This is a genomic window from Spiroplasma endosymbiont of Halictus nicosiae, assembly GCF_978018445.1.
This window is the reverse complement of sequence record NZ_OZ389573.1, coordinates 24,547-48,399: the sequence shown is the minus strand read 5'-3', so window position 1 is coordinate 48,399 and position 23,853 is coordinate 24,547. Positions and strand designations below refer to the sequence as shown.

Sequence of the window (23,853 nt, the reverse complement as noted above, 5' to 3'; positions counted from 1 at the left end):
ATTAGATTTACTACTCCTATTTATTTCTTTAATTCTCGGCAAGATTAATCACTTGCGAAATGTCAAAGCATGTGTTTTTTGGCTTGTTTTCATAAAAAGAGTGTTGTTAAACTAAAAAAACAATATTGGACACTAAAAAAACAAGAGGGTTGGAACTCCAAAAGGTTATTTTCTTTATATAAAGTTGTGTAGGGATGGATGAAGCGTAATTAATAACTGGGTAAACTGTTTTTTGTTTATTTCCGTATGGGGGTAAACTCTATCAAAATATCCTATCCGCCCCCGCTCACCTTCAAAGTGGAGCGGGCGGCGAAGTAATTAAATATTAAAATAAATTATTTACTAAATATCAAAATATTAACCAATAAAGGAATATTATGTTTTTTTACAGAAAGGAAAATATTTGATGAAAAAATGAAATAAAAAAATTAAAAATAAATTACAAGAATTAATGATACGAGCTTATCTGGTAACAGTAAATGATATTAATGATGAAATTTGATCAACAAATAAAAAAATTAAGGAGTATATATAATGACAGAATATAAAAGTTTGTATATTAATAAAACTTGAAATGAAATAACAACATCTTTTGATTGAGTTAATTATCAACCTATTAATTGTCGTATTTCACATCATAAAAAGCATTATGATTTGCAATGTTTAGAATGAGCCAAAATGTACTTAAATTTATTTAAAGACAAGTGAGATATTATTGTTTCATATATGCAATATTATAAAATTAACAATATTTTAGATTTAGCATTCGATGAATGAAAAATATTACAAATTGACAAAAAAATAAAACAAATAAATTAAAATATATTATTGCAATTGACCCTGCTGGAATTGGACAAACTGGTATTATTATTTATAATGTTTTGCAAAAGAAAATAATTAATAATATTACTTTTAATTTCAAAAATGAAGAAGAAGCAATAAATAATATGTATTTAATATTAAATGAGTTTAAAAATAAAATTTGTTCTTATTTAAATAAAGTTATTGTAATAATTGAAGATTATCAACTTCATAAGGGTTTAAAAATAAAAAATCCATTATCTACTCCTAAATTTATTGGTGGTTTAAAAGTTTTATGCAAATATCTATTTAATTTAAAATATATTTTACAATCACCAGTCATTAAGAAAAATTATATTTATAAATGAAATATTAAAATGTCAGAGCACGAACACGATGCTTGAAAACATTTACAGTATTTTTTAGCAAAAGGAGTTGAAAAAATGGCACAAACAAAAAGTAATTTACCTAAAAAATCAATAACTAAAAAATCTAAAATAAAAAATAAAAAAGTTAATAAGTTAGAATTAACTGTTAGATTACATGAAAATCCGATTAAAACTAAGATTAAGGCACTGGTTGCTGGTGGTGTTGAAGTTGATGCTTGTTCGGCTAAATGTCAGTGAGAAGGATTAAATTACTCAACATTATCAATATATAACCCATCTATTTTAACTGAGTTTTTCAAATTAAAAAAAGATGATGAGATAAAAATTAAAGGCTCAATATTTAATCAGTTAAATATAAAAACTAAACGCTATTTTTTGTCTTTTAAAGTAGACAGTTTTGAAATTATACAAAAATCGATTAGAAAAAGAACAAATACAAATATTAAAAAAAGAGGAAAAACAATGGCATTAAAAAATATAAAATATGTTCTTATTAATGAAAATAATGAACCTATTAAAAATGAAAATGGTAGTTTAGATATTAAAACTGCTGAAATTATTTTATAAAATACTGCTGAAGTTGAAGAATTTAATGCAATTAATTTAGAAAATAGTAATCAGCAAATCAACGAACTACAAACAAAAAATACTGAATTAACTTCACAAATTGAACAACAAACAATTCAATTAAAACAAATTGAAGTAATTGACTTTATTAATTCTTTAACTGATAATGAAGAATTTAAAAATGTTTTATTAAAGTCTTATGATATTACTGATGATATTGAAATCATTAAAATACAATTGCAAAGTGTTTATGATGAATTAATTAAGGTACAAACAGTTAATACTGGGGGCGTACCAAAAGTAGAAAACAAAGAAAACAATATTTTAGATACAGACAATGTATTTAATAAATAGAAAGAAGGAAGTAAATTATGGCACAAAACCCACAAAGAATTTTCGGAGATATTGCTAATCAAGCAACAAAACAAGATCGAGAAACATTTGAACAATGATATTTACAAACTTATCAACAAAAATTTAGTTGAGAAGCATTATTTGCATGAAAAGATGCAAGTAAATTTAGTTTAGCATATAAAAGAAAGAAAAATATTAAATATAATGAAGGTTCTGGTAAAGATGGGAAAGTATTTAATACTGATGATAAATTATTAAATTATTCAGAAGTAGAATTTGATGATGGAATTGTTGAATTAGATACAATTTTAATTTTTGCTCGTAAATTAGACCCTGTAGAAAGTGATTTTAACCCTAATATTTGGGCTGCTGATATTGAACAAGCAATGGATACTGAGGTTGCTTATAAACGTAATAAATTTTTAGAAATTATTAACAAAGGAGTAGTTACAACTATTCAAGTCCAAAAAGCAGATGATACTAATGCTTTACAAATTCACAATGAAATTATGGATAAAATATATGAAAATGGATTTACCCCATCAGAAACAGTTGTCTTGGGTTCGACTGATTTTATTTGTGGAATTCGTAATAAATTACAGTTACAACTTGGAGCAAATGACCAAATAAACAATGTAATTGAAACAAGCGGAGCAATGAAAACTGTTGAAGGAACAACATATTATATGGTTCCTAAAAAATTACCAATTATTAATAAAGATGGTTCAGAAGGAACAATTACTCTATTACCAGATGGTGTTAATGCAATTGCCTTTAAATTTAGTAAAAAATATGGCCCTCTTATCTTACGCAAAAAAGACCATACTCCATTAAGAGTTGGTGCAGCTGCATTGGGTACTGGAATGGGTAATACTTTGATTATGGAAAGAGTTTTATATTTAGGTGGGGCAGTAGTTGAACCTAAGGGAATTATTAAACATATTGTTTCAAAAATTGATATTAGTAAAATTAATAAAATAGATAAACCAAATATTCATGTTACAGACCCAACAAAAGTAACAGCCGAACAGTTAAAACCACAATTTAAAGATGTTGTTTTAAAAGCAGCAAAAGCAGTAAATAGTTCTTTAACTGAAAGTGATTTTGATTACTTTATTGAAAGCAAAGGTGAAGACTGACCAATTAATATTACAAATAATAAAACTGTTGCAGTTCAAATTGAAGGTAAAAACAACGCTACTGGTCAAACAAATCCGATTTATGTTAAAATTAAAAATTCTTAATAGTACTAAAAAATAGTACTTTTTCGTTTGATATATATGCCAATTGGAACATCTAAAACAGCCCTTATTTATGCTGTTAAAAAATCCAACTAGATTGTCAATCCAACAACAAGAAAAAAATTTTGGTTTACAATTATTAGAATTTTTAGGAATTCAAGTTTTAGCACTTGGTTTATCAGTTTTAACTGGTGGTATTGCTTCGACTGTTGGTCTTGGTGCGGGATTATCTAATTTTGCCGCAGCATTTATCTCATTTGGAGCAGAAACAGCAACCGATTTTGCCGTAAATCAAATATACGATAAATTAACATCAGAAGTGACAGTAAAAAGTACTGCCTTAAATTTGCTACCAGCAATTGGTGGAATTGGTAAATTAACGCGTGCTGTTCGAACAACTAGAATTTTAAAATTAGCAAAAGAAACTAAACTACTTGAAAAATTAGGTGTAATAACTGCTAATAATTTAGAAGATGTTGTAAGACAAGTTAGAGATAAAAAGATTTTATCTGATAAATTAATATTTGATTTTACAAAACAAGCTAATAATGAAACTTTATTATATACAATTGGAAAATTAGTCCGAAATGATTTTTATAAGGGTTTTAAAGTTTCTAATTTAGAAACAATTAATAATTTATTAAAAATTGAAAAAAATATTCAAAAAATAAGTCCTACATTAGTTCAAAAAATACCACGCATAAATGAAATAAATGATTGTCTGAATATGGATTAAATATTGATAAAATAAGCAAAATTAATACTAATAAGTGATATAACATAATGACTAATCTTCATAAAAAGGTGTTGGCAAAAACCTAATATTAAATGCTAATTTAATACGGGGCAGTAAAATATATAATAATAAATTATTAAATATTTTTTATCAAACACCAATTAAATTAAATAAAATTTTAAATCATTTAAACCCAAATTTTTATATTCAAAAAGTTAACTAAAAAATTATTAGCCCCAATTGAAAAACAAATAATTACTATTAAACAAAAAGTAATTAATAAAATTACTGATAAAACTAAAAAAATATTATTTAAATTTGAAACTAAGGCTATTAAAAAAGGTCAATTATTACCTTTTGCTTATGGTTCTGATGTTTTTTAGCAGTTAAAATTGTTCCTTTATCAGTTGCGGGCGAAGTTGCTTTAACAATATATTATAAAAATCCTAAATATGCCACTATTGTCGTTATGACAACTTTAATCAAAGCAGAACAGTTTGTTTTAGCTCCTGAACCGTTTAAATTCTATATGAACAGTGAGTGGTTTATTGGTTGGGGATTTAAAAAAACAAGTTTGTTTAATTTAGTTTCTTTTGCCCCACTTGTTTATCAGCAAGTAGTAAAAGATAGTTTTAAAATATATCGGACAATTGCTAAGATATTAAAAATGCAAGAACAATTTAAAAATAACTTTAATAAAGATAAATTGTTAAATACGCTAGAAGATAGTGCGGTTACTAGTTTGCTAGATAATGGACTAGTATTCCAAGCATATAAACAACTCAGAACAAAACAAGATTTAAACAAAACAATTAAAACAAAAACATTACTAAATAGTAAAAAATTTATATTAAAGAAAATATATTCTAAAAAAAGTAAATGATAAGGAGATGATTAAATGTTAAATGAATTATGACAAAATGTTACTTTGGAAAATTATAATAATTTTATTCCAATGACAGGTAAAATTACACAAGTTCCAGTTCGTTATAATAAGTTTTTTAAAGGTGATGTAGAATTATGATTTAAAACATTTGCTTTAAGAGCCCAAAATATGATTAATTCTTACTTAAACTATCCATTTTCAAAACTAAAGTTTGAAACATTTAAAGATCCATTATTAAAGAAAATTTGTATTAATATGGTGTTTATTACGATTGAGCATTGAACTTTAACCGCATTCCAATTGAATTTTTTACTTCGGCAAATATGAGTGTTGGTGATATTAATTATTCATCGCAAAATGACCCTATGATTACTTGACAATGTCTATTGCCTACCTATGCAAAATCATTGGCTAATTTAACAACTTTAAAGAAAATGTTTCTTACTTTTCAAGAAGAAGGTATTGATTTAACAATGATTGATTTAGAAGAATATTATACTCAATTAGAAGTAGATGCTTTAATAGAAAAAGAAAAAACTAAGATTGACAATAAAACTATTGTTAAAAATAACAATAATGAAATAAATGTTCCCTTTGATAATGATACTATTTATAAAAAAATGGTGTATGAAAAGCAAAACAAAGTGGCGGTAGAGTGATATTAAAATTGATAATAAAACAATTATTAAAAATACTGCTGATGAATTAATGGTTTCAGATTTAAAGCAAAATAAAATAACTTTATTACCTAATAGTAGTGGTCGTGTTAATGTTGATTTTAATGCTGAAAACGGGGAATTAAGAATTTGAGACCCTAGTTTTGAAGGTGGTAAAAATACTGCTGATTATATGATTATTGATAATACAGTTGCGGGAATTGAAAGTACTGATGATACATTTAGTACTACTAAATATTTAGATAAATTTTATTTACAGAAAAAAGATTTACCTAAAATATCAAATGATTGAAAAGTTGTTGATACTAGTGATTTTGTTCAAGATTCTAAAGGATATAAAATTAAAAATTTTAATAAGTCAGAATATTATTATCGTTTATGGTGTTATACAACGCTTGAGATAGAACTATATATAATTACGCATATAAACTTTAAAGGTCAATTAGCAAGTGGAATATCATATGGAAATAATCCAAGTCGTTGAATTACCATTCAATTATTTTCCAACGGTAAGTTTAAATTATCATCAATATCAAATAGTGTTGAAATTAAAGGATTGTATATTGAAAGAAAAAAAGTAAGTTAGGAAGGAGATGGTATTATGTCAAAAGTAACTATTAAAGATATGATTATGTTTTTGAAAATCTTTGGAGTTTCATCATTGTTTTTTATTGCCGGAATTATTATTTGTTTTATCGGAGAAAAAACATTAGGTATTTCTTGACCAGCATATGTTATTGTTTCAGCAATGCTTATTGGAGCAGGAATTATAGTTTTAATTATTGAAACTATTAGATTTATCAAAACTCATAACAAACAACAAAAAGAAGATAGTATTGAAGATGTTATTAAAAAAGAAGATACGAAATAAAGAGGTGATATAAATGGGATTGTTACCAGCAAAAAAGAAATTAAAAAAAGAATATGATATTGATAGTTATTATCTTAATTTAGCATCAACGATTACTAATCGTAAAAATGTTATTGTTCAAAAACATAATGAAATTTTAGAAAAAAGAATTTGTGAAGATAATGCTAATTTTTTAAATCCACGTGATTTAGAAATTAGCATTTATAATCCAATTAATAATAAACAGATAGATACTAAATTAATTAATAACTTTTAAAAAATTCAAGACTTTACTAATAAGAATTGATATAACGAATATAAAATTAATAAGAATGGTAAAGGTGCATATTTTATTTTTGCTAATAATTCAAAACTTAATTTTATTACGATTGATTTTTACAATGACCAATATCACGAATTAGGTAATTTAGTTTCGTCTACTTTTGATTATGACCCTTATCTTAAAAATGACCAGAGTGTTTTTATTACTGAAAAATTAGAAATTAATTATGTAACTAAACAAGTAAAAGTTATTAGAAAGTTAAAAACACGATTATACAGTACTATTACCGACTTATATATTGATGATACTAAATAAAATAACTATACAACATTACAAAGAGAGGAAATATTGCCACTTAATTTTATTCCGATTGAAATTATTCCTAATAACCCTAATTTTGAACCTTCTACTCGTTATGGTAAACAATTTGCTAGTATTTTAGATATTATTGCGGAAAAGATTATGTTAAACCCATTATTAAATAGTGGTAAATTTACCATTAATATTAATGGAGTTACTGGTGTTGTTGACCAAGAAATTAGTAAAATGTTAGCTTCGTTTATTGAAAATGACTTGTTATTAGTTGAAGGAGACCCCGATAGTAATTTTCAACCAGTAGACTATATTGCTGGTAATTTTAAAGGTGAACAATTAACCAAAATATATGATTGATTATTAACTAATTACTATAAAATAAATCGCCACCATGTTCCCGCAATCGCTAAGGGGGCTCAACAAACACAAGCGGAAGTTGCTGGTGTAAATATTCAAACAAACGCATCGTATGAACAAATGATATATATCAGAGAAATTAAATTAACTGAATTCATTATTAAGTTAATTAAATATGATAATGCCATTTTAAATAGTAGAACATTTAATATTAAAAATATTGATGATTTAATTGTTGATGTTCGCTTACCAGTAAATGCAACTTTAAACAGACAATTAAATAACAATGAAACTATTATAAATATACCCAATGAAGAACAAGGAGAACAAAAATAATCTTAAAACCATCAGAAAAAATGTTAGCACAATTAGCAGAAAATAATGAACCAATTGATTATTCAATTGATAGTATTCCGCTAGATTTTGCTAATCAATCACAATATAGCGACCCTGATTAAGAACAATTATTTACCGAAGACCGTGCAAGAATCTTATATATTTATAAAATTAATTCTTGTTAAGACAAAACAAAAACCAACCTTAAACTACTCTCAAAATAGTGTTAAAATAGGTTTTGTTGACAAAGATGAATATATTAAGATTATTGGTTATGAAATCAGTGATTTTAATTTTAAATTACAAATTTAACAAAATACCACAGTCCAAGATAATAGCACAAGTTATGTAATGATTGATGAAAAAGATATTTTAATTAATAATATTTCAAAACAAGACAAAGAATTTTTAGAAACATTAGACTTAAAAATATTATCTATTAATGAACCAATTAGTGAAGACAATAAAAATGAATGTTATATAATTGAAGAATACAAACGATCTTATACACCCGATGGTGTTGATATTATTAAATCTACGCATTTAGTTAAAATAACTGACTTTAAATGAAAAAATCAGAATAGTACTCACTTAGTTTTACAAAAATCATTGCCAGAAGATACATTATTTACTAGGATTGAAATTAAATATCCCAAATCTATGTTATTTGGAAATATTAAGTGTTGAGGCAATGTTAATGGTGTTTATTTTTATCCATCATCAATAGTTGAAAACGCTAGTTTAGTACCTTTACTATCAATGCCCATTGAAACAAACCCTAATGTAAGAATATTTCAGTATTGATTTACTGAAAGTTTTTTACCATAAAGTATAGCCAAAAACTATATTCAAGGAAAAGATGTTTTAGAATTATTAAATATAGGTAACCATAGTTCTAATCCACAAAGACAAGTATTTAAAAATGCACGCATTATAAATACAAAAATTTCATATAGTCATTTAGAAAGCCAAGCACCACCAACATCAAAATATCCTTTAAATAATAAAATTGAAATTAATGAAGAATCTCCTTCAGATATTTATAAATATAAATCAGATAGTTACCCGTGATGAACTCATTTAATTTCAGTTGGAATAATTTCAGAAAAACAATATTCAGATATAATAATTGAATTTTCAAAATCACCTTTATATGGAACATTGAAAGATGTTTTATTAAATATGTTAACATATCTTTATAATTATGATAGAAAATTTACTGATGCAAAATATGATGAAAAAGGTAATCCTATAAATAAATCAGCTGAATTAAGACGAAAGTTTGAAAATCAAAAATCCGAAGATGTTATTGATGGTTTATTTGAAGAATGAAAATTTAAAAATCCTACTTATTTATCTGATAATGCAGTGAAAAAATTTAAACAAATTATCTATATGTTATCAAATTATGTATATAGTAAATATGCAATTAATTTAAAATCATCATTGTAACCTTTTTTAATTGCACCTTATTATTTTGAATTAATATCAGTTTCTATTGAAGAAGAGCAAAAATACTGAGAATTTAAAGATTGCGTAGTAGAATTAAAGTCATTTTATTTTGATTTTTCTAAATCCACAATAAATGTTAAAAACAAAAATATTTCAGAAAATCCTGTTTATCAATTAGAAGCAAATTATTTTAATTCATTATCAATAACAAATAAATTAGAAACAAACAATATTCCTTCTCTTATTCCTACAAAAATTAAATTATCAGATGGTGAATATGGTAAATATTTAACTAGTTTGATTGTTTCTAACGGCAAAATAGAAGAATATTTAAACTATTTTTCTCAATTATATAGATTACTTTATTCTAAAACAGTTTGAACAAGTATGACTAAAAATTTAGTTGAAGATAGTATTAAAATAACTTTTTATAAACACGAAAAACTATTTAATTTAAATTAAATTGAAATATCTGGCATTTGAGGTTATGGAAAGTATAATATTACAATTTTTACAAAAAAAGAACAAATTATTATTAATAATTTAGAGTTATTTAATAAAAATAATGAAATATTATCATTAATTACATTGGAAATATAAAAAGTCATTTTATTTAAAATGTTTTTTTATATTTGTCTGTTCTTATTTAACTTTTATATTACCGTTTTTATCTAAAATTAAATTAGGTTTTTGTGTATTTGAATTTCAACGATAAACATATTTATATTGTATTTTATTTTTATCATTACTTCATTCGGTTCAATTTTTATTTATTTCATTTCATATTTGTAATTTTTTAATTGCTGTAATATAAAGAATAAATGAATTGTCTGTATCTATTTTTTTATATTATTAAAATTATAATTAAAATTAATTATTCTTCAATTTTTTTCTTCCCCTCGTCATACAATATAATATCATTTATTATCAACATTATTAAATGGTTTTTCTTGTGGTGCCATTCATTCTAAATTGTTTTTAATAGTTTCATTTGTTGTATATACTATTTAGTTTTCTTTTTTTAAATGTTCCAATTCTTCGTGTGTATACTCATGTATTTTAGTTTTATTATTACAAGCAACTAAACTTATTGTACTTGTTCCAATTAAAGTTATGGTTCCTAAAAAACTTAATATATTTTTCATATTTTAAATCTCATCTTTAATTATTTTATTTTTAGTTTTGTTTTTTTCAATATTAAAGTAAGACCAAATGTATTTGTTGTAACAGATAAATAATTTCTTGACTGAAAACTATCATTTATTTCTGTAAAATGACGAATTAAAGAAGCAATTAAAGTATTTTTATTTTCTTCATTATATTTTTGAAATAAACTATGATCACTTAGTGAAAATTTATTTACAACATTAATTATTGCTTCAATATGTGGTTTAATTTCTTTTTCTCAGGTTTCTTTGTTAAAACTGTTTTTAAATTGATCAGGTTGTAAAAACTTATATCATTTTTCAATAGTATTATTATTTAAATTATAATCATGCAGTTTATATATTTGATTAATTTTTATTTTTTTATACTTCTATTAAAAGATACATTGATATTTCCAAAATAATTATTATTTTGACTTATAATTGTTCCTGAATTTGTAGTTGCTCTTGTAACTACTAAATCATTAACTGTTAATCCAGAATTTGGATTTCTTCTAATAACTTCTCTAATAATTGTTTGAAATGAATTATTTGGTATATCACCTAAATTAGTATTAGTAATAACAGATGATAAATTAATTTTTTTTATAGAAAAAGAAACCCTCAATACATCATTATAATCAAGATTTTCAGTAGAATGAAATGTATGTAATGAACTACTACTATTAGTTGCTTGACTAAATAAAATTTCAGCTGAATTTCTTGTAATGTTTCTAATTTCTAATCTTATATTTTTACCATGATGATAATTTAAATTATTTAATTGTTCTATTCTATCAATTATATGTTCCTTTTTCTTGATAAAATTGGATGATTAATCTCACTTAATTTTTTTAAAATATTTTTTTGATTAACTTTTTCTATTTTACCAATATTAATTGTTGTAATCAAATCTCGTAAAGATGGAACATCACTTCTTTTAACTCGTTTTAAATTTTTAATATTATTATTTAATAATTTTTTATTTTCTTTTTGATAAGAACTGGCAGCAATTGTTGTTGGTACAACAGTTCCACTAATAGTTAATACACTTAATAAACTTAACAGTTTTTTCATTTTATTTAATTTCTCTTCTTTAATCTTGAAACTTTTTATCAAGATCTATTGACATTATATATATATATATATATATGCAAGTCAAGTATTTTTAAATCTATTTAGAAAGGAGATTATTTGATATGATTATTATTCTGATTATATTGTATTAATCTAATCTGGGCTCGCGGTGATTTTCATAAGTTTGTGAAAAATGCCTTACAAGTTAAAAAAGTTTTGCCGCGCTTTTCAAAATACTTGGGAAAAATTCTAAGCGTTAAGCGAAGAATTTTATAAAGGTTCCCAAATTTGTTTAAAAGAACCTCAAAACTTTTTTTAACTTATAAATTATTTTATCACAAAAATTTAAGAAAATCAATCGCTCGCCCAAAATATCAAAAAACTATATAATTAACTTTGTATATAAAAGATAAGGATTTTTTAAAATGGATAAAACAAAACATCATTTTACTTTTTTAAAAAGAGTAATGTTAAAAGATTTATTAGAACTTGATTCTTTAAAAAGAAAAAATGGTAAACCCAATATATCTAAAATAGCAAAAATATTGTATAAAAATCGCAATACAATTAGACGAGAAATAAAAAGGTTAAAAGATAATGAATATGACGCTAAATTAGCACACGAAGATTATTTACAAAAACGACAAAAATGTTTTAAAAAATCATCATTATTGCTAAATATTTTAGAATGACTAGATGAAAAATATAACAAATTTCATGATTCACCAGAACAAATCTGTAAAAAATATGAAAAAGAGTTTGGTATTAAGTTTCCAGTATGTTTTAAAACTTTATATAAATATATTCATTTGGGATTTTTAAATTTCAAAAAAGATAATTTATATTTTAAAATAAATTATATTGAACATTTATTTTATTGATGTTATAATCATAGCAAATAAACTGCTACACTTCATAGTACAATTTACAAATAGTTTAACATTAGTATTATAATTAATTTCAAAATTATCATAAATTGATTTGAATTCATTGTTTTGATTAATTATGACATTTTCATAATTATTAAAAAAGTTAATTAAATATTTTTTGATTTTTGCAATTGATTTTTCTAAAATTTTTTTAATTTCATCTGGTTCATTTGTAATAACATGAGTAACTGTAAATGGGCGCATTTGTATTAAGGATTTAAAACTTAAATCTAACATAAATTCATACTGAATTTGAACTGCCCGAACACCAGTCGTTGTAGTATTAGTTAATTTATTAATTTTATCTAAATCAACATAAGTTAAAGTAAATTTATCTGCTTCTTTAAGGTGATACAATGGTTTTTTCTTTAAAGTATTAAAATAATTTGGATATCTTTCACTAATTTTAACATTTAATTTCTTAAATATTTCTTTACATTCATTTTGAAATTTTTTTAATCCTAAATTAATCTGCGTATTTGAACGGTCAAGAACAACCAACTGGTTACGTTGATTAACTAAATTATAAAATTGATTTAATTCTGGAAATTCGTTTGAATTTTTAATATTTCCATTGCTATCATAATTTGTTATCTTATTACTAACATCACTGGCAATTTTCATTCAAATTAACATCTCATTTTGTAAATTTGAATTAGTATAATTAGTATTACGATATTTTATCATTCGACAACTTGTAATTTTACTAGTTATCCCAGTGGTAAATAATCCGACAACACTAAAAATAATGAATAGTTTTTTCCCTTTTTTTGCAGAATATATCCTCAGAATACATTAATTATAGAAAAAAAATAAGAAAATGTAAATAAAAACAACCGATATCGGTTGTTTTTATCGTAATGACTTATCAAATGGAATTCCTGATGCTTTTGGTACTTTTGAATTTTTTGAGAAAATAACCATTGTTATTAATGTAAAGACAAATGGTAAAATTTTTAATAACTGATTTGATGGATCAGCAATATTTCAACCCGCAAAACGTCATAATGTTCCTGCCAAAGCAATTAAAAAGCTGAATAAGACTGCTCCCAATGTAATATATTGAATTCGTCATTGCCCAAAAATCATAATTGCCAAGGCAATATATCCTTGTCCTTGGACGTCACCACGAAATTGCCCAGAAACATAATGAGTGAACATTGCCCCTGCTAGGCCTGCTAAGCATCCAGAAATAATAACTGCCTTATATCTTGTTTTAATTACATTAATTCCAGCTGCATCAACTGCATTAGGATTCTCACCACATCCAACATAGCGTAGTCCTGTTTTTGTAAATCTAAAGAAAATAAAGGTAAAACCTGCTAAAACAATTGCAATAATTAAGAAAATATTAATAATTTGATATGAATCAACCCCAATTGTACTAAAACCTGTTTGAATCATATTTCCAGCCGCTAAGGATGGAATGCTTACAAAAAATAATCCGATTCCAGTTGCTAATAAATTTAGCGCTGTTCCAGAAATTACTTGTTGTGCTTTTAAAGTAATTGAAGCAAAACCATGTAATAAGGCAAAAGTCCCACCACAAATTGTGGAAATTAATAAAGCAATAATTTGCATTCCATTACCATATTGTGATAATACTTTACCAAGTAACGCATAAACTAACGCACCAATGATCATCATTCCATCAATAGCAATATTAACAACTCCTGCGCGTTCTGAATACAAACCAGCCATTGCCGCAATTAACAATACTGCAAAAAGAATTGAACCATTAGCAAATAATTGTGAAACTGCTTCCATTATTTTTTTCCTCCTTTTTGCATTTGATAAGCGGCATTTTGACGATGATATTCTGCTTTTAAAATTTTATTATCTTCTGAAACAACTTTTCGAATATGTTTTAATTTTTGATTTAATTCCTTTTTCCACTGTGGCATCTCTCTTTTATGTTTTTTGCGCATAGCTTGATATTCAAGATTAAATTGTTGTTTCATCTCTTTTAATTGCAGTTTTAAATTTTGTTTTAACACAGCCACTTCCTGTTGAATCTTAACATCTGCTTTTACTTGACGATTAATTATTCTTAATTCCCGTTTATTTTTTTTCTTACTTTGATAATTTGCTATTTTAAATTGATACATTTCACGACGTTGTTGGCGTTTTAATGCTTTAATTTCTTGATTTAATTTTTTAGTAATCAGTGCTTCTTCTTTTTGCAATCTTTTAAAATCATTTCCATATTTTTTTTGAATTTGATTAAAAATAGGATAATAACTTTCACGTAATTTTTTAATAGCTTCCTCTTGATTTAAAACTAAATCACCATATTGCGACTGTAAATGTGATAATTTAGCATATAATTCTTTTTTCGGCAAATTATAAAACTGTGATAATTCTTGTTTTGCTTGCCCTTTTACTTTTCATACGGCTTGATAATAATTATTTTTTAAAAAACTAATTTCTTGTTTTTTTAATAAATATTCATTTTTCACTTGTGCAAAATGGTCTAATGCGGAACCAAGGGCAATAAATGTTGCTAATTTATATTTTGTTTTAAGACCACGTTGCCCAATTTTTGTTGCTTCCTTATATTTTAAATTTTCAAAAAAACGAATTTCTGTTTTTAAAGTGGTAATTTTCCCAGCATATAACGTTAATTGATCATTAATTTCATTCCGATATGCTTTAATTTCTTCTTTAGTTCCTTCTTTTTTTAATTCTTGCATTTTAATTCGATATATTTTATTCGTATTTTTAATTTGTTTTTGATAGTCCTTAATTTGTTTTTGATATTTATTATATTCTTGCTTTCATTCTACATTGTGTTGAATATTTCATCAACGACGCAATCAAAAGATCGGTTTAAAGTAAATAAATAATGTAGAAATTGCAGACATATAAATAATGATTCCGAAAATTAATTGTCCCATTTGTTTTGACATTTGAAAATCAGGTAATTGCGTTGCTTGCAAAGCAGCTGTTTTAATAATTCCTCATAATAAAGCAATTGGTAAAATAGCAAACCCATTTGTAAAAGCAACTAATGCAACAGCAATTGCATCAAAACCGACAACTGGTAATGCATCAGTTGTAAATTGTAATACTGTTGATTGTGTCATATAATATAACATTCCTAACACGCCTGCTAAAGCACCTGATAATGCCATTGAAACAATAGTATATGCTTTAACATTTGTTCCAGCGTATAAAGAAGCATTTTTTGATTTTCCAACCGCTTTAATTCGAAAACCTAAAACAGTATAATTCATAATAAAAATAATTATTCCTAATAATAACATTGCAATAATAAATGGAATAATTCATAATTGCCCATTCAATACTAAATTAAAATTTGGGGCTGTTGTAAGAATATCAATTGTTGAATTTTGATTTGAATTTCACATCCCATGCGCTGGATTCATAAACATTCATTTCATAACATACCAAACAATTCAATTTAACATAATTGTTGAAACAACTTCATGAATATTAAAATAAGCTTTTAATGCTCCAGCAATTGCTGCTAACATTGCACCAACAAGAATTGAAATAAATAAAGCTCCAATTACGCCAGCTCCTTGACTAATTGTGAGATTCTTTAAACCTAAAACAATTGTCATACTACCTGCTAATAACATTTGTCCAGGAACACCAATATTAAATAATCCAGCTTTAAAAGCAACCGCAACAGCTAATCCCGCAACAATATAAATTGCTCAATAAGTTAATGTCGAATCTTTTAATAATGGGTGAAAAGCTAGTCGAAAAACATAACTAAAAAATAATAATGGATCTGATGCATTTGCACCGATAATAATAAAACTAAGCAGAACTCCTGCAATAATTGCACAAATAGATGCCTTAAAATAGTTCATTTTAGTTTTAAATTCATTTGAACGAAAGAAAATTCTTGTTTTCTGTTTTAATAATCATCCATAATTTTTAATTTGTGTTTGCATTAATTTTTATTCCTTTCTTATGATATCTTCCTGCCATCATTAAACCAATTTCTTCACGTTTAATTTTATTGTCAGTAACTTCACCAGTAATGCGTCCATTATGTAAAACAACAATACGGTCAGCTAAACTCATAATTTCTTCTAATTCATATGAAACTAATAAGACTGCTTTCCCTTGTGCTTTTTCTTCCAAAATTTTATTATGAATATATTCAATTGCTCCAACATCTAAACCCCTTGTTGGTTGAACAACAACTAAAATATTATGTTGTCGTGATAGTTCTCGCCCAATAACTAATTTTTGCTGATTACCTCCTGATAAGCTGCGTGTAACAGCAAAACCAGAATTTGCACCTCGTACATCATATTTATTAACAATTTGTTGAGCATATAATTGAATTGCTCCTTTATCTAATAAACCATAATTTGAAAATGGTTTTTGATTAATATTTTGTAAAACAACATTATCAATTGCATTGAATTCTAAGATTAAACCATGTTTATGACGATCTTCAGGAATATGAGACATTCCATTTTGATAGCGTTCATAAATACTTTTTTTGGTCACATTAATATCATTAAAAATTATTTCTCCAGAGGCTCCTTTTTCTAATCCGGTTAGAACATTTACTAATTCAGTCTGCCCATTTCCTTCTACTCCAGCAATTGCAACAATTTCTCCTGCATGAACGGTTAAATTAAAATCATCTAAAGCCATCAAACGCGTTAGGCCTCTTTTCTTTACTAATAAATTTTCAATTCTTAATAAAACTTCTTCTCGTGGTGCTTGCCCTGAATTTTTAATTTCAACTAAATTACGGCCAACCATTGCTTCAGCAATTTCTTTCTCATTTTTATCTTGCACATTAAAAGTTTCGACAACTTTTCCACGTCGAATAACTGTTGCCCGATCAGCAATTTTTTTCACTTCATCTAATTTATGGGAAATAAAAATAATTGTTTTCCCATCTTTTTTTAAATCTAACATAATATTTAATAAGCCTTCAATTTCTTGTGGTGTTAAAACAGCTGTTGGTTCATCAAAAACTAAAATATCTGCTCAACGATATAAAATTTTTAAAATTTCAACTCGTTGTTGCATTCCAACTGAAATATTTGCAATTTTTGAACTAAAATCAACTTGCAAATTATATTTAATTGCAATTTGAGCAATATCACGTGCTTCTTTTGAACGATCTAAAAATACTTTCCCTTTTAACTGTTCATATCCTAATGTAATGTTATCAAGTACAGTAAAAATATCAACTAATTTAAAATGTTGATGAACCATACCAATTCCTAATTGATTCGCTTTAATAGGATTATTAATATATTCTGGTTTTCCATTAATAAGGATTTCTCCCTTTGTTGGTTCATACAAACCAAATAAAATACTCATTAATGTTGATTTTCCTGCTCCATTTTCGCCAATTAAAGCATGAATTTCACTTTTTTTTACTTTTAAGGTAATATCATCATTTGCAATTAAATCACCAAAGACCTTGGTAATATTATTCATTTCTATTGCATATTCATTATTGTTTTTCATATTATGTCCTTTCCTTCTATTGCAAAGCGGTTTCAATTGCATTTAAAATATAAGTTTTCAATGTATCACTATTTTGATAAGTATTTGCTAATGTTGTTGTAAATACCTTTGCTGCTGCAGGAGGGACATCATCAATTCCTCGGGAATAAACATCTTGTAATACTTTAATAATTTTATCAAATGCTGTATCCTTAATTAAATCATCAGTTTTATTATGAATAAAATTAACAGTATCTTCATTAATTGACTTTGTTGTTTCAATCCCTGTCCAAGTTGGATGCTGAATTGATGATTGATCAGTATTAATTCAACATTCCGGTGTCACATGATTATTGTCTCAAGTATTACTATTAGATGAATAACCACATTTATCTGAATAAATATTCTTGAGAGCTTCTTGAGTTGAAGTTGCAATTTCTTTTAAGGCACTTGTTACGATTATGTCTTCTCCATAAATTTTAGATTGTTCGGTATCAACACCAATAACTTTAGCTGGTGATTTATTATATTTAATTCGGCCAATAGTATCTTGGGTTTGCGGACCTGCAACAGGAAAAATAATACTTGCTCCACGAGAAAGTAATTCATCTGAAATATCTTTCCCATGTCCAATTTCAAATGATTGTGAAAATCATGATTCATTATTTTTTATAACATTTTGTACTTTTTCAATTTTTTGTAAAGCAGTTACTGCTGGATTCATTTTTTTAACTTGTGCTAAAAGATCTGTTCTAATGTTAAATAAGTTTGGCAAATTGCTGTTACTAATGATTGCATTAAAAATATCAGCAGCCACTAAAAATCCTCACATATAATTTGAAACAGCGCCAGGATTATCCATTCCACCATATGTAGATATTTTTAAACCTGAAGGATATTTGCTTTGATTAGCATTTAATCATAATGCTGTTGCAATTCCTGCAAAAAATCCCGATGATTCAGCTTCATAACTTATTCCAACAACATTTGTTGCTAATGGTTTTTTGGGATCCATTCCTAAATGAATATTTTGACTACTTCCATCAATATAAATTAAATTATCAACTATTTCTGCACCTCATCCAACGGTATTACCATGCACAAAACCTGGCAAAATTAATGTTTTTGCGTCAGCAATATATGCTGTTAAATAAGCTGTTTTAAAGTCAGATGGTGTTTGACTTGCTGGTTCATAATAACTAGCTCGATGGTGACTTTTTTTTCACTCTGATGGTAAAATTTCTTTATCCCTTTGTGAAATGACATATTTACTTGCTCCATCTCATGCTGATTCATTAAACGATGCATCGGTCACAATAAAAGCATCGGTAATAACTCAAATATTACTATCAAAATAATATTTTTTAGCACATGCAACAAGAAAAAGACTCGAACCATTTAACAAAGTTGCTGCTACAAAAACACTGAGAAATTTTCTCATTGTTTATTTCCTCCCTTTTATTACTAATAAATTATATTTTTTAATTAATTATTATTCGGCAATTGAATATTTCCTTTCATAATTAAATTACTATGTTTAATGCCCTAACAATGTAATATTTCATTGCCAATTTATTTTTAACATATTTTTAAACAAATGAAAAGAAAAAAACTACTTTTTTTCCGACTACCAATGTTTTTACGACTAAAAGAACAATGAATTTTATGATTACTTTCAAATATTTTACAATTTTCAATGTTTGCAGGAGTTAATAGTATTAATGCTAATTATCCAATAACAATTAATATTAATATGTTAATTCAAACAAGTTTTTTTATTGCAAATAGCATCATTGGCTTTTTAATTTGAGGTGGTTATTTAAATAAAATAAAATCAGGATAATGCTCCTGATTTATTAATATTTTCTTTCTTTATTAGCCATAATAAAATTATAAAACATTGTTATTTATAGAAAATTAATTAGAATAATCTTTATATATTAAATCATTATTTATCTTATTTTGTTTTTAACCAGTTTGGACAAAAGCAAAAGCAATAAAACAAAGATCTAAAATGTAAATTGTAATGGCAACTGTTTTAGCTTTTTTAGTAATTAAACAAATAAAGGCATAAGCAATAAATCCAAGTGCCAACCCATTTGTAATCGAAAATGTAACTATCATAATTATAATAGTAAAGAAGGCTGAAATTCCAAATTCTGGTTTAACTCACTCAATATCTTTAATTTGACTAACCATTAATGTACCAACAAAAATCACGGCAGCTCCAGCAATTGCCGGAGTAATTAATTTAAAAATTGGAAAAAGTGGAATTGCTACTAAAAACATTAACCCTGTAATAATAGCAGAAAAACCACTTCGAGCTACCTTGAAAAACTCCCGTTGTTGATTCAACAAAACTAGTAATCGGAGAACAGCCTAAAAGACTTCCAGTTAAAGTTCCTACTGAATCTGCCATTAAAGCACGTGATTTTAATTCATATTTTTCACCAGTTGTTAATGAAATTTGAGTTGAAACAGAGTATAACGTTCCTGTTGTATTAAAAAAATCAACAAATAGGAAAACAAAAATTAAAATATACATCGTTGGTGATGTTCAAATTTTTGGATTAGCAAATGCTGCAAATGTTAATTTTAAAGTGGTATTAAAACCATTAAAATCACTTTAACTTCATCCCTTTCAATGCGTAAAATTGTAACGAATGAAATCATTATCAACAACATTTCCGACAATCAAAGAAACTCCTAATCCTCCCAAAATTGCAATGGCAATGGCTCCCGGAATTTTTTTAAAATGTAAAACTAAAATTAACATTAAAACACCAAATCCCATTAAAATTATTGGTCAGTTAGTTTTTAAATTTCATAATGTTGCAACCGGAATTCCGCCATTAACGACAACCCCATCTGGAGCAACGGCATTATCGCCAACAAATCAAATATTGTGTAAACCAATATAAGCAATAAAAAAACCAATTCCAGCACCAATTGCTAATTTTAATGAATCTGGAATCACATTAATAATAATTGTTCGTAATTTAGTTATTGAAATAAGGCAGAAAAATATTGCTGAAAGCATTACAGCAATTAAAGCCCCTTGAGATATCCTAATCCATTATTAGCAACATTAAAAGTAAAAATAGCATTTAGCCCCATTCCAGGTGCTAATCTAACTGGCATATTCGCTGATAAACCCATAATTAAAGTAACAATAAAAGCACCAATTGCCGTGGAAAAAAAAATCCCTCCAAACGCCATATTTTGACTTGGATCACTTGGATGATTAATATCTGATGCAGAAGATAACATATTAGGTTGCACTGATAAAATATATAAGATTGCTAAAAATGTTGTTAGGCCACCAATAATTTCTTTTTTAAAAGTTGTTTTTAAATCACCAAACCTAAAAAAGCTTCAATCTTTTTTAAAACATATAATTTATTTCTCCATCTATCTCTATTTGTAAAAATAAAAAACATTAACCTTGTTTAATTAACATAAGTTAATGCAAAATGAAGCATTAACCTATAGAGTCTTCTTATAAATGGTAAGACGTAGAAACACTAGACCATATTACTAGCATATATAGGAATTGTTTAATACATTTACTTTTTAAGTATACCGAATTTCAAAAAAAATTACAATCCCTTTAATAAAAACATATTACATTTTCAGAAAAAGGAAAAAATGCTTTAAAACTAGTATAAGTTTTAAAAGACTTGATAAATTCTGTTGGTAAATAGTCTATTGCTAATGCTATTAAATTTTGACGATAATTTTCTACTAAATTCGCTCAACAAAATCATCCCAAAATCAAATAAACAATGCCAATAATAGATAAAATTTGAATTGTAATGTCAATTGCATTAATAACAGTATTGTCTTTTAAAAACTGTATTAAAATAACTAAAATTGTTGCTACAATAAATAAAAATATTGTAAACAACAAAAATCATGACAAAAATTTTAATCAAAAAAAGCATTTTGATTGTTTTGTTTTTTGGTTATAAACATAATAAAAATGAAAAATCATATCATAAATTTTTACAATACTTTGGTCTTTATCATCAGTACGACGAATAATGACAGCATTACTAATTTTTGAAAAATTCCGTGCTTTAACAATATGGTTTTGTTCTCCAATATTAATATCTTGTAAATCATTGTCATCTAACATTTTCCGTAATAACATCCGTAGTTTTAATGTTGTTTTTTTCTTTTTAAACCTTAATAAAATAAGACCAAATATTAATCAACCTACAAAAGCAGTCCAATTACAATAATAAAAATAAAATAAACTAATCCTGTTATTTGCGTTAAATTAAACATTTTTTAATCACGTTCCTCTCCCATATATATATCAATCATACCGTATTTTAAAAAAACAGCATTTTAAAATGTTATTTTTTTATATTCTTTCATTAATTTATCATTATTTTACAGTACCTATTGGTAGTATGACATATGTATTAAATCTACCCTTTGCATTTTTTCCCAAACAGGTAATTTCTATTTTTCTCGGAATTGTTAAATCAAAAAAAAGAGTATTAATTTTATTATCTTTGATATAAAACTCTTTTGGGAAGATAGGAGTTACATCATAATTATTTTTTGTTAATTTAGTGCTTAGTTCTGCATGCAATGTTGCTAAAATTGCATCACGAATTGGCTCTGATCATTCAGAAAACTGAACATCTTTAATATTCTTAACATTAACTTTTTTAATTAGGTTAATTTTAGTAATACCACTAATATCAATTGGAAATTGTAATTTTATTTCGTCTTTTTTTGGATTATTATTATTTATTGGTAACAAAGGAGCTCTATCTAAATCTTTTCTTTGCTTTTCTTCTTCCAATTTGTTTTGTTTTGGATAACTACAAGCACAAGAAACAATTGTTATTCCACTTATGCTCATTATTCTTAAGGTCATTAAATATGTAAATAGTTTTTTCATTAATAAAATATAAGTTCCTTTCTAAAATTTAATAGCATAAATAATTTAAACTATTACTTAGAATTTGCACCGTGTAAATTCAAGCAGCAAATTCTGTCTCTTGTTATTAAATCATTATTAGGTCTTGCTGTTATGTTTATATATGAAACACGCGATGGTGATTTAGATATTATGTTAGGTACTGCTTTATTTACTAATTTTGTATCTAAAATTAATAAAGAAAAACAAGCAGCAGATATTTGAATATTACCTAATCAAGATGATACTGGTTATATATTTCATGTAATTATTAATGATAAATATATTCAAATTGATTCATATCCTAATAATGAAAATACCCAAGCAGGAGCAGTTAGTGGAAAAATAAATGAAAGTTTAAGAATTGAAAAAAGAACATATATTAATAAATTAGGTCGTTTTCCATTAATACAAATTCCTAACTTTATTCGTGTTAATCAACAAGGACAAACAAGTAGTACAATGTTAAATGCTTATCCAGATATTTATCCTACTATGTGATTAATTGAATATTTACAAGATAATTTATTTATTAAAAAGAAAACAAGAAGATTTTCAAGAGCAAGAGGATATATTCAAGCAACTGCTGCTGAAATTAGTAATGTAAAATATAAGAAAAAAACCTGAGATGATTATGAAAGTGATTTTGTTATTCAAAATGTAAATAATAATTATAATGAAAAAAGTGGTAATGCAACTGTTAATTATACGCAAGGACAATATAATTCTAGTGATTATAATCTAGATACTGACCATATTTTAAAAATTGTATTTCGTGGTGTTGGTTTATCATGACAAGCAGATGAACAAGGAACTTATACTAATCAAAATCAAACATTAATTATGCAAGCAGAAGATATTAAATCGCAAGCAGTATGACAAGAGTTCTTATTAGATTATTTATATCGTTTATTTGATTGTTGATGAATATTTCATAAATATTGAAAAGTTGAAAATAACAATTGAGATAAAAGTGAACGCCCCTACTCATTAAAATTTAAACAAGCAGGAATTATTGACCAAATGCGTTTAGTAGATATTTTAATAACACAAGATTAGAAAATGCAA

33 protein-coding genes, 1 pseudogene and 1 riboswitch are annotated in these 23,853 nt (G+C 25.5%); of the genes and pseudogenes, 19 read left to right on the top strand and 15 right to left on the bottom strand.

Annotation, left to right across the window (positions count from 1 at the left end; all coding sequences use genetic code 4):
* Positions 1-406 precede the first annotated feature (406 nt).
* The 16 genes from ACZ91P_RS00340 (at position 407) to ACZ91P_RS00265 (ending at position 9,706) form a co-directional block, all read left to right on the top strand.
* Entirely contained in the window at positions 407-535 is a 129-nt protein-coding gene (locus ACZ91P_RS00340) for a hypothetical protein (RefSeq protein WP_348734885.1), read from the top strand.
* Positions 535-819, top strand: a complete 285-nt coding sequence (locus ACZ91P_RS00335; protein WP_465157488.1) for a hypothetical protein — start codon at positions 535-537, stop codon at positions 817-819. The genes ACZ91P_RS00340 and ACZ91P_RS00335 overlap by 1 nt, the downstream gene beginning before the upstream one ends.
* On the top strand, positions 774-1,757 hold the full coding sequence (locus ACZ91P_RS00330) for a hypothetical protein (protein WP_465157487.1): 984 nt from the start codon (positions 774-776) through the stop codon (positions 1,755-1,757). Before ACZ91P_RS00335 ends, ACZ91P_RS00330 begins: the two co-directional genes overlap by 46 nt.
* Positions 1,758-2,128: 371 nt before the next feature.
* Positions 2,129-3,355 (top strand): hypothetical protein, encoded by a 1,227-nt coding sequence (locus tag ACZ91P_RS00325; RefSeq protein ID WP_465157486.1) that lies wholly within the window; start codon positions 2,129-2,131, stop codon positions 3,353-3,355.
* 70 nt (positions 3,356-3,425) lie between these two features.
* Entirely contained in the window at positions 3,426-4,088 is a 663-nt protein-coding gene (locus ACZ91P_RS00320) for a hypothetical protein (RefSeq protein WP_465157485.1), read from the top strand.
* A 469-nt stretch (positions 4,089-4,557) separates the two neighbouring features.
* The gene (locus ACZ91P_RS00315) at positions 4,558-4,974 is read left to right on the top strand and encodes a hypothetical protein (protein WP_465157484.1); all 417 of its coding nucleotides are present in this window, start codon (positions 4,558-4,560) and stop codon (positions 4,972-4,974) included.
* A gap of 12 nt (positions 4,975-4,986) precedes the next feature.
* Positions 4,987-5,394, top strand: a complete 408-nt coding sequence (locus ACZ91P_RS00310; RefSeq protein ID WP_465157483.1) for a hypothetical protein — start codon at positions 4,987-4,989, stop codon at positions 5,392-5,394.
* Positions 5,340-5,639 carry a hypothetical protein gene (locus ACZ91P_RS00305; RefSeq protein WP_465157482.1) on the top strand — a complete coding sequence of 100 codons (300 nt, stop codon included), beginning with the start codon at positions 5,340-5,342 and terminating at the stop codon, positions 5,637-5,639. The genes ACZ91P_RS00310 and ACZ91P_RS00305 overlap by 55 nt, the downstream gene beginning before the upstream one ends.
* A gap of 43 nt (positions 5,640-5,682) precedes the next feature.
* Positions 5,683-6,237, top strand: a complete 555-nt coding sequence (locus tag ACZ91P_RS00300) for a hypothetical protein (protein ID WP_465156971.1) — start codon at positions 5,683-5,685, stop codon at positions 6,235-6,237.
* Positions 6,238-6,252: 15 nt separating this feature from the next.
* On the top strand, positions 6,253-6,522 hold the full coding sequence (locus ACZ91P_RS00295) for a hypothetical protein (protein WP_465156970.1): 270 nt from the start codon (positions 6,253-6,255) through the stop codon (positions 6,520-6,522).
* Positions 6,523-6,535: 13 nt separating this feature from the next.
* Positions 6,536-6,778: a hypothetical protein gene (locus ACZ91P_RS00290; RefSeq protein ID WP_465157481.1), complete on the top strand. Its 243-nt coding sequence runs from the start codon at positions 6,536-6,538 to the stop codon at positions 6,776-6,778.
* A 354-nt stretch (positions 6,779-7,132) separates the two neighbouring features.
* Positions 7,133-7,792, top strand: coding sequence for a hypothetical protein (locus ACZ91P_RS00285; RefSeq protein WP_465157480.1), 660 nt, complete (start codon positions 7,133-7,135; stop codon positions 7,790-7,792).
* A gap of 144 nt (positions 7,793-7,936) precedes the next feature.
* On the top strand, positions 7,937-8,104 hold the full coding sequence (locus ACZ91P_RS00280) for a hypothetical protein (protein ID WP_465157479.1): 168 nt from the start codon (positions 7,937-7,939) through the stop codon (positions 8,102-8,104).
* A 39-nt stretch (positions 8,105-8,143) separates the two neighbouring features.
* Positions 8,144-8,620, top strand: coding sequence for a hypothetical protein (locus tag ACZ91P_RS00275; RefSeq protein ID WP_465157478.1), 477 nt, complete (start codon positions 8,144-8,146; stop codon positions 8,618-8,620).
* Between the two features lie 333 nt (positions 8,621-8,953).
* The gene (locus ACZ91P_RS00270) at positions 8,954-9,244 is read left to right on the top strand and encodes a hypothetical protein (RefSeq protein WP_465157477.1); all 291 of its coding nucleotides are present in this window, start codon (positions 8,954-8,956) and stop codon (positions 9,242-9,244) included.
* A gap of 297 nt (positions 9,245-9,541) precedes the next feature.
* Positions 9,542-9,706 carry a hypothetical protein gene (locus tag ACZ91P_RS00265; RefSeq protein ID WP_465157476.1) on the top strand — a complete coding sequence of 55 codons (165 nt, stop codon included), beginning with the start codon at positions 9,542-9,544 and terminating at the stop codon, positions 9,704-9,706.
* A 374-nt stretch (positions 9,707-10,080) separates the two neighbouring features.
* Here the strand turns inward: ACZ91P_RS00265 and ACZ91P_RS00260 are convergent, their stop codons facing one another.
* From ACZ91P_RS00260 to ACZ91P_RS00245, 4 genes are all read right to left on the bottom strand, one after another.
* Positions 10,081-10,206 carry a hypothetical protein gene (locus ACZ91P_RS00260; RefSeq protein WP_465157475.1) on the bottom strand — a complete coding sequence of 42 codons (126 nt, stop codon included), beginning with the start codon at positions 10,204-10,206 and terminating at the stop codon, positions 10,081-10,083.
* Between the two features lie 45 nt (positions 10,207-10,251).
* Entirely contained in the window at positions 10,252-10,389 is a 138-nt protein-coding gene (locus ACZ91P_RS00255; protein WP_465157474.1) for a lipoprotein, read from the bottom strand.
* A 376-nt stretch (positions 10,390-10,765) separates the two neighbouring features.
* Positions 10,766-11,017, bottom strand: a complete 252-nt coding sequence (locus tag ACZ91P_RS00250) for a hypothetical protein (RefSeq protein ID WP_465157473.1) — start codon at positions 11,015-11,017, stop codon at positions 10,766-10,768.
* 173 nt (positions 11,018-11,190) lie between these two features.
* A complete protein-coding gene (locus tag ACZ91P_RS00245) occupies positions 11,191-11,466 on the bottom strand; it encodes a hypothetical protein (RefSeq protein ID WP_465157472.1) in 276 nt (91 codons plus the stop codon).
* A 425-nt stretch (positions 11,467-11,891) separates the two neighbouring features.
* Here ACZ91P_RS00245 and ACZ91P_RS00240 point away from each other — a divergent pair.
* Positions 11,892-12,314: pseudogene (locus tag ACZ91P_RS00240) on the top strand (transposase); the annotation flags it as partial.
* A 21-nt stretch (positions 12,315-12,335) separates the two neighbouring features.
* On the opposite strand, the gene ACZ91P_RS00235 reads toward ACZ91P_RS00240, so the two are convergent.
* From ACZ91P_RS00235 to ACZ91P_RS00215, 5 genes are all read right to left on the bottom strand, one after another.
* On the bottom strand, positions 12,336-13,082 hold the full coding sequence (locus ACZ91P_RS00235; RefSeq protein ID WP_465157471.1) for a hypothetical protein: 747 nt from the start codon (positions 13,080-13,082) through the stop codon (positions 12,336-12,338).
* Between the two features lie 165 nt (positions 13,083-13,247).
* A complete protein-coding gene (locus tag ACZ91P_RS00230; protein ID WP_465157470.1) occupies positions 13,248-14,162 on the bottom strand; it encodes an ABC transporter permease in 915 nt (304 codons plus the stop codon).
* A complete protein-coding gene (locus tag ACZ91P_RS00225) occupies positions 14,162-16,321 on the bottom strand; it encodes an ABC transporter permease subunit (RefSeq protein ID WP_465157469.1) in 2,160 nt (719 codons plus the stop codon). The genes ACZ91P_RS00230 and ACZ91P_RS00225 overlap by 1 nt, the downstream gene beginning before the upstream one ends.
* Complete coding sequence (locus ACZ91P_RS00220; RefSeq protein ID WP_465157468.1) at positions 16,305-17,870, bottom strand: ABC transporter ATP-binding protein; 1,566 nt, start codon at positions 17,868-17,870, stop codon at positions 16,305-16,307. Before ACZ91P_RS00220 ends, ACZ91P_RS00225 begins: the two co-directional genes overlap by 17 nt.
* A gap of 16 nt (positions 17,871-17,886) precedes the next feature.
* Positions 17,887-19,290 (bottom strand): BMP family ABC transporter substrate-binding protein, encoded by a 1,404-nt coding sequence (locus tag ACZ91P_RS00215; RefSeq protein ID WP_465157467.1) that lies wholly within the window; start codon positions 19,288-19,290, stop codon positions 17,887-17,889.
* Between the two features lie 156 nt (positions 19,291-19,446).
* On the opposite strand from ACZ91P_RS00215, the gene ACZ91P_RS00210 reads away from it, so the two are divergent.
* Positions 19,447-19,692 carry a nicotinamide mononucleotide transporter gene (locus ACZ91P_RS00210; protein ID WP_465157466.1) on the top strand — a complete coding sequence of 82 codons (246 nt, stop codon included), beginning with the start codon at positions 19,447-19,449 and terminating at the stop codon, positions 19,690-19,692.
* 125 nt (positions 19,693-19,817) lie between these two features.
* On the opposite strand, the gene ACZ91P_RS00205 is transcribed toward ACZ91P_RS00210, so the two are convergent.
* The 6 genes from ACZ91P_RS00205 to ACZ91P_RS00180 all read right to left on the bottom strand — a co-directional run bounded on the left by ACZ91P_RS00205 (position 19,818) and on the right by ACZ91P_RS00180 (position 22,767).
* The gene (locus ACZ91P_RS00205) at positions 19,818-20,207 is read right to left on the bottom strand and encodes a hypothetical protein (protein WP_465159035.1); all 390 of its coding nucleotides are present in this window, start codon (positions 20,205-20,207) and stop codon (positions 19,818-19,820) included.
* Positions 20,101-20,394, bottom strand: a complete 294-nt coding sequence (locus ACZ91P_RS00200) for a solute carrier family 23 protein (RefSeq protein ID WP_465157465.1) — start codon at positions 20,392-20,394, stop codon at positions 20,101-20,103. Before ACZ91P_RS00200 ends, ACZ91P_RS00205 begins: the two co-directional genes overlap by 107 nt.
* A gap of 81 nt (positions 20,395-20,475) precedes the next feature.
* On the bottom strand, positions 20,476-20,889 hold the full coding sequence (locus ACZ91P_RS00195; protein ID WP_465157464.1) for a hypothetical protein: 414 nt from the start codon (positions 20,887-20,889) through the stop codon (positions 20,476-20,478).
* Between the two features lie 8 nt (positions 20,890-20,897).
* Complete coding sequence (locus ACZ91P_RS00190) at positions 20,898-21,119, bottom strand: hypothetical protein (RefSeq protein ID WP_465157463.1); 222 nt, start codon at positions 21,117-21,119, stop codon at positions 20,898-20,900.
* A 199-nt stretch (positions 21,120-21,318) separates the two neighbouring features.
* Positions 21,319-21,419: riboswitch (purine riboswitch) on the bottom strand.
* Between the two features lie 40 nt (positions 21,420-21,459).
* Positions 21,460-22,002, bottom strand: a complete 543-nt coding sequence (locus ACZ91P_RS00185) for a hypothetical protein (protein WP_465157462.1) — start codon at positions 22,000-22,002, stop codon at positions 21,460-21,462.
* A gap of 240 nt (positions 22,003-22,242) precedes the next feature.
* A complete protein-coding gene (locus ACZ91P_RS00180) occupies positions 22,243-22,767 on the bottom strand; it encodes a hypothetical protein (RefSeq protein ID WP_465157461.1) in 525 nt (174 codons plus the stop codon).
* 132 nt (positions 22,768-22,899) lie between these two features.
* Here ACZ91P_RS00180 and ACZ91P_RS00175 point away from each other — a divergent pair, with 132 nt between their 5' ends.
* Positions 22,900-23,844 (top strand): hypothetical protein, encoded by a 945-nt coding sequence (locus ACZ91P_RS00175; RefSeq protein WP_465157460.1) that lies wholly within the window; start codon positions 22,900-22,902, stop codon positions 23,842-23,844.
* Positions 23,845-23,853: the final 9 nt, after the last annotated feature.